This window comes from Cyanobium sp. NIVA-CYA 375, from assembly GCF_056108345.1.
On sequence record NZ_JBSYHW010000106.1, the window covers coordinates 1 to 5,790 of the forward strand.

The window sequence follows — 5,790 nt, forward strand, 5'->3', positions numbered from 1 at the left end:
CGCCAACATCCGCTACCCATTTCCTGGCAGCCAGCTGCGCCAGATCGTTAATGGAGTGCTGGGCGAACTTTCTTGGTGGCCAGCGCCGGCTACGCACCGGTGCTGGCAATCAGCGCGCGGCGGTTCGAGCCCTATGCGATCAGCCGGATGCGGATGGAGGGCGTGGGCTACGGCGTATGCAAAGGCGATTATCTAGAGATGTATCAAACCGCTTTGCTGCTGTTGCGGGTGTATCAGGGCCAGGTGATCAGTTACGAGGGTCTGCTGGGACCTGGTCGCCAGGCGGCCCTGCAGCGCCTAGCGAGCCTCTCCGGTGCCGCAGCGGAGCGGGTGGCGCAGGTAGTGGAGAACAGTGTGGGCGAATCCCGCAGCCGCCCGGGGGGCAGCGTCGAGGATCGGGACTGCCGGGCGGTTTACGACCAGCTGCTGGCGCTAGCCGCTTAGCCGTTTGCAAGAGAGCTCCGGGTCCGGAAGGGATCGACCTGCCAAGCAGGAAGTAAAAGCGTGTTGGGGGGCTGAGTTGCCGACCTGGCTAGCCCATCGTGGATATTGGGAATAGCTGTTTCGAAACATTTGGGCAGACTGACGAGAGTCCTTCGCCAGGTAGAGCCGCCCACCAGCTGCTGCCACCTCAGCGTCCAGCCGATCCAGCGCCTCCAGCAGCCCAGGCACTGCAGCTGGAACATCGGCGGCAAGAGTCCAGCCAGGGATTGGAAACGAGAGGGGCGCTGCATTGCTTTGACCAAAGCGCTTGAGCACGGTGAGAAAGCTCGGTGCTCCCACCTGCCGCAGCACCTCTAATGCTCGCGGCACCAGGTGGGCTGCCTCATTGGGCACGGCGAATTGGTACTGCAGGAAGCCCGCTGGCCCATAGATGCGGTTCCAGTCCTGCACGCCATCGAGGGGATGGAAGAACGGTGCAATCGCCTGCAGCTCCCCGACTCGGTGTTTGGGCGCCTTGCGATACCAGGCTTCGTTAAACGCCCGCACCGTGAGCTTGTTCAGCAACCCTCCCGGCAGGAATGGTGGGGCTGAGGCCCGGGCCTTGGGGTCGTAGTGGAGCCCACCAGTTTCGGCATGGTCGCCGCAGGTGAGCACACCCCTGCCCTTGGGATCGAGGCTGTCGACCCAGGCCACGCTGTAGCGGTATTTGGCATCGGCTTCCACCATCGCTGCCATCAGCGAGTCCAGATCCCGGTAGCGGGTGGTGTCGACGCTGATCAGCGAGCTGGTGATTGGGATCAGTGAGAACGTCGCCTCGACGATCACCCCGGTGAGCCCCATGCCGCCCACGGTGGCCCAGAAAAAGGAGGCTTCGCCCCCGTCTGGGGTGAGCTCCCGCAGGGTGCCTGTGCCATCCACCAGCAACAGCCGCTGCACGTGGTTGCCAAAGCTGCCGTCTACGTGGTGGTTCTTGCCGTGCACATCGGCGGCAATCGCCCCACCCACCGTGACGTTGCGGGTGCCAGGGCTGACCGGCAGGAAGAAGCCGGCCGGCACTATCAGACGCAGGATCTTGTCCAGGCTCACCCCAGCTCCCGCCGTGACCGTGCCACTGGCGGCATCCAGCTCGATCCGATCAAAGGCCGGCAGCTCGATCACCGTGCCGTCTTTGAGCTGGGCGGCATCGCCATAGGAGCGGCCCAGGCCCCGGGCAATCAAGGAGCGGGGTGGGGCACCACGGATCAGCTCCTGCAGCTGCGCCACTGAACTGGGCTGCACCACTTGGGCAGTCACCGGGTTGGTGCGGCCCCAGCCGCTCAGGGTTTTCGTTTCGGCCGTGAGGCCTGCAGGCAAGGGGATGGTCACAGGGCTCAGAGCTTGGAGGCGATGGAAGCAGGCAGCAGGCGGATCAGCCGCATCAAGGGCGACCACCACCAGGGCAGGTATTCGATGCCGCGCTTGTTGGGCGAGCGCAGCAGATCGCGCGCCACCGACTCAGGGCTGGCGCACAGGGCAGGCGGGGCCTTGCCCACGGTCATCGGCGTGGCCATGAAGCCAGCCTTGATGATCCGCACCGCAAACGGCTTGCCGTGGCAGCGCAGCAGCAAGCCCTCACACAGCGCTGTGAGGGCTGCCTTGGCGGCGCCGTAGTGATAGTTCGAGGGGCGGCCGCGATCGGCAGCCACCGAGCTAAATACCCAAAGTCGCCCTGGTGTAGCGAGGCGTTCAGGGGTGGCGATGGCGGTGAGCCAGGGGATCAGGCCGCCCACGTTGGCCGCCAGGATCCGCAACGCCTCCGCAGCATCGCTGCGGGCCAACTCGGCATCACCCAGCGAGCCAGCGGTGATCAGGTACAAATCGAACTCGCCCACCTCAGGCCGGCGGAGCGGCGCCAGGGAGCTATCGGCCAGCAGGTCGGTTTGCTCGGTGCTGACCGCTGCCCCATAACGCTGCTGCATTTCTGAGGCCAGCTGCTGGTTGGCCTCGGCATTGCGCGCCACCAGGTGGAAGCGCGAGCAGCCCCTGCGGGCCAACTCACTGCAGATGGCTTTGGCCACCTCGCTGGTGCTGCCCAGCACGAAGGCACTACGGATTGGAGTCATCAGCGTTGCAGCCATTTCCCTACAAGCAAACACCCCACCCCTAGGGCGGTAGCAAACCAGAGCGTCATCAGTCGGATCAGCAGCGTCGCCGGTGTGGCTGCCGCCACACCCACGCCCTGGAGGGCCAGCAGGCCCACCGTGCCTGCTTCCGTGCTGCCGAGCCCGCCCGGCAGCAGGGTGAGGGCACCGAGCAGGCCGGCGGCGGTGTGGGCAATGGTGGCGCCACCGATCCCCACGGCGTCGATGCCCATGCCACGCAGCAGCAGCCAGAGGCTCACCCCCTCCAGGCTCCAGGCCAGGGCACCGATCAGCGTGGCCTGCAGCAGTAGCCCTGGCAGCAACAGTTGGCGCAGGGCCGCCAGGCCATCGCCACCGGCATGGGCGAGCTTGCGGGGTAGTAGCCGTTTGATGGTGCTCTTGAGCTGGGCCTTGGCCCAGGGGCTGCGCAGCAGCAGCCAACCCACGAGCACAGCAAACAGAGCGATGCCAATCGGCACGGCCAGGGGCACCTGCCAGCGCAGCAGCAGCGGCAGGTTGATCACCAGCAGCAGCAGCACTGCGGTGCCATCGGTGAGCCGCTCCACCACCAGCGCCATCAAGGTGGGCGGCATCGGCACGCCGCACTCCTGCTTGAGCAACAGCGAGCGCAGCGCTTCTCCCGATTTGCCTGGGGTGGCGGTGAACGCATAGGAACCCATCCAGATGCGGGCATCCGCTGCAACGGGCGGGTGCTGGTTCACCGCTGCCAGCAACAGGCGCCAGCGGCCGTAGCGGATGGCGTAGCCCAGCAGCACCAGCAGCAGGCCCAGGCCAATCTGGGGCCAAAGGCTGCGCAGCAGCGGCAGCAGCTGATCGCCCTGGCTCCAGATGCCCAGTAGCCCATAGGCCAGCAGCGCCAGGGCCCCCACCGGCAGCAGCGGCCCCAGGAAGAAAGCGGGATAGGGCTGGGGTTCGGCAAGGAAGCTGCGGTAGTGGGGCAGGGGAGCGGCCTGCAGCAGCTCCCGGTCGCCCTTGCTGTCGCCGTAGGCCTCAATCGTGAACACCTCCAACGGGCCCAGGTGCTGCTCCAGGCGCCGCACCTTCTCTGGCCCCTTGCAGTTGGGGCTGGCAAGCAGGGGCCGCCATTGGCCTTTTTGCTGCACCAATTCGGTGCAGAGCAGCTCCACCCCCAGCCAGTCAGCCAGGGGCTGCAGCAACAGCCTGGGTGAGGCCGAGCAGAGCAGCACTAGATCGCCGCGCTGCTGGTGCCAGCGCAGCCGCTGCAGGGCCTCGGGCCGCAGCTGGGCCCGCAGCTCGCTCAGCAGCCAGTCTGTCCGGCCTTCTGCCTCGGCGCGATTGGCGGCTTCGCAGATCCCAAAGGCGGCGATGGTCTGCTGCTTGAAGCGGCCCGTGCTCAGCAGCCGCAGCTGCCAGCCGATCAGCCAGGGCAGGCAGGCCAGGGCCGCCAGCAGCTGACCCACGGGCCCGCATGACCTGCGGGCGGCCAGCCATAGGCAGTCGCCCCGCAGCAAGGTGCCATCCACATCAAAGACTGCGACCCTTTGATCCCCTGCCTGTTTCATCCGCTGGCGCGGCTGAGCAGGCCGATCACCGCCGTGGTCACCAACCAGCCCGCCAGGGTGAGCTGGATGCCCCGGTCGCCCAGCAATATCTCCTCGGGCTTCTCGCTGGTGCGCTCTGGATCCACACCGCGGCGGCGGTCGGCTTCCTCCGGGTCGCTCAGCAGCTGATAGCGAAAGATCCCCACCAGCACAAACGGCACCGTGAGCAGCATCCAGCTGGTGGGTGCCCCGCGCAACGCCGGGCCAGCCGCCCAGAGGGCATAGGAGATAAAGGCACTGGTGGCGACGGTGCTCTCCAGCCGCAGCAGCAGCGGCAGCGAGTAGCGCTCCAGCACCTTGCGGGTAATCACGCCCCGGTCCTGCGCCACCCGCAGCTCGGCCTTGCGCTTCTCAATCGCCAGAAACAAAGCCAGCAGTCCCACCGTGAGCAGGAACCAGGGAGAGGGCGGCAGCAACGCCGCCACCGCACCGGCAATCGCCCGCAGCAGAAAACCCGAGGCGATGCAAAACAGATCCAGCAGCGGCATCCGCTTGAACTGAAAGCAATAGCCCACCTGGATCAGGCCATAGAGCAGCACCACCGCGGCCAGGGCCGGCGTGATCCAGGCCGCCAGGCTCAGGCTCACTGCCGCCAGTCCCACGGCCGTGGTCAGAGCTGCAGGCACGCTCACCAAGCCGGCGGCAATGGGCCGATAACGCTTGCTGGGATGGGCCCGGTCGGCCGCCACATCCAGGCAGTCGTTGAGCAGGTAGATCGCGCTGGAGATCAGGCAGAAGGCCAGCAACGCCCCCATGGCTGGCAGCCATACATCTGCCTCAAAGCGGAAGGCGAACAGGGGTGCAGCAAAAACCAAAAGGTTTTTGGGCCATTGGCGCGGCCGGCAAGCCTTAATGAGGCTAAAAATCATCATTCACAAGCAACTTGCGAGTGCTAAGTAGGTTAAACAACCTCAGGATTCAGTTTTGTCTAGGAGCTGGAAAATCAGGGGCTGGGAAGGGATTTGGCAAGGACACGTAATTCGGCCTGGTAATCCGGCCAGGACCAGCTAGCGGCCCGCTGCAGCGCCGCCGCCGCCATCGATCTGCGCAGCGCCGGCTGGAGGGCAAGCTGCTGCAAATGCTCGGCGATGCGCTCGGGGGAGCGGATCGGCACCACGAAACCATCCCGGCCGTGAACGAGGAGCTCCTCAGCAGCGGCATGGGGGGTGGCGATCACCGGCAAGCCCTGGGCCAGGGCTTCACCGATCACCAGGGGAAACCCTTCGAACAGGGAGGGCAGCACCAGCACATCATGGCGACGCATCTCAGCGAGCACCTCACTGCGGGGAAGGCTGCCCAGCCAGCGGTGCCGGGAGAGAGCCAGCTGAAGAGGGGCACAAGCTCCACCCACAGCCCGCCCGATCAAGGTGAGCTGGATGGCGGAGCCGAGCAAATCAACGGCTTCAAGCAGATCAGCGAGGCCTTTGCGCTGGCTGAGGCCGCCCACGAACAACACCCGCAGGGGCCCAGCTTCGGAACGCACCGGCAGCTGGGCTAAAGGCGGCGGGCAGCCATAGGGCAGCACGGTCACCGGGGTTTCGCGGCAGGTGGGACACTCTGCAAGGGTGCGTTGGACGAACCGGCTGGGCACGACGATGTGTTGCGCCAGTTCGAGTTCGGCATCCTTGCGCGCCAGCTTGGCT

General features: G+C 66.1%; 6 protein-coding genes. 1 reads left to right on the forward strand and 5 read right to left on the reverse strand.

The features are described 5' to 3' along the window. Positions 1-72 precede the first annotated feature (72 nt). Positions 73-444: a hypothetical protein gene (locus tag AC01FP_RS15690; RefSeq protein WP_474481609.1), complete on the forward strand. Its 372-nt coding sequence runs from the start codon at positions 73-75 to the stop codon at positions 442-444. On the opposite strand, the gene AC01FP_RS15695 is transcribed toward AC01FP_RS15690, so the two are convergent. From AC01FP_RS15695 to AC01FP_RS15715, 5 genes are all read right to left on the reverse strand, one after another. Beyond that, positions 433-1,878, reverse strand: a complete 1,446-nt coding sequence (locus AC01FP_RS15695) for an FAD-binding oxidoreductase (RefSeq protein WP_474481610.1) — start codon at positions 1,876-1,878, stop codon at positions 433-435. The genes AC01FP_RS15690 and AC01FP_RS15695 overlap by 12 nt on opposite strands. Next, the gene (locus AC01FP_RS15700; RefSeq protein ID WP_474481611.1) at positions 1,815-2,546 is read right to left on the reverse strand and encodes an SDR family NAD(P)-dependent oxidoreductase; all 732 of its coding nucleotides are present in this window, start codon (positions 2,544-2,546) and stop codon (positions 1,815-1,817) included. The genes AC01FP_RS15695 and AC01FP_RS15700 overlap by 64 nt, the downstream gene beginning before the upstream one ends. Then, a complete protein-coding gene (locus AC01FP_RS15705) occupies positions 2,546-4,108 on the reverse strand; it encodes a flippase-like domain-containing protein (protein WP_474481612.1) in 1,563 nt (520 codons plus the stop codon). The genes AC01FP_RS15700 and AC01FP_RS15705 overlap by 1 nt, the downstream gene beginning before the upstream one ends. Next, complete coding sequence (locus AC01FP_RS15710) at positions 4,105-5,016, reverse strand: decaprenyl-phosphate phosphoribosyltransferase (RefSeq protein ID WP_474481613.1); 912 nt, start codon at positions 5,014-5,016, stop codon at positions 4,105-4,107. Before AC01FP_RS15710 ends, AC01FP_RS15705 begins: the two co-directional genes overlap by 4 nt. A gap of 74 nt (positions 5,017-5,090) precedes the next feature. Next, positions 5,091-5,790: glycosyltransferase family 4 protein (locus tag AC01FP_RS15715; RefSeq protein WP_474481614.1), on the reverse strand; the 700-nt coding region annotated here is incomplete at its 5' end.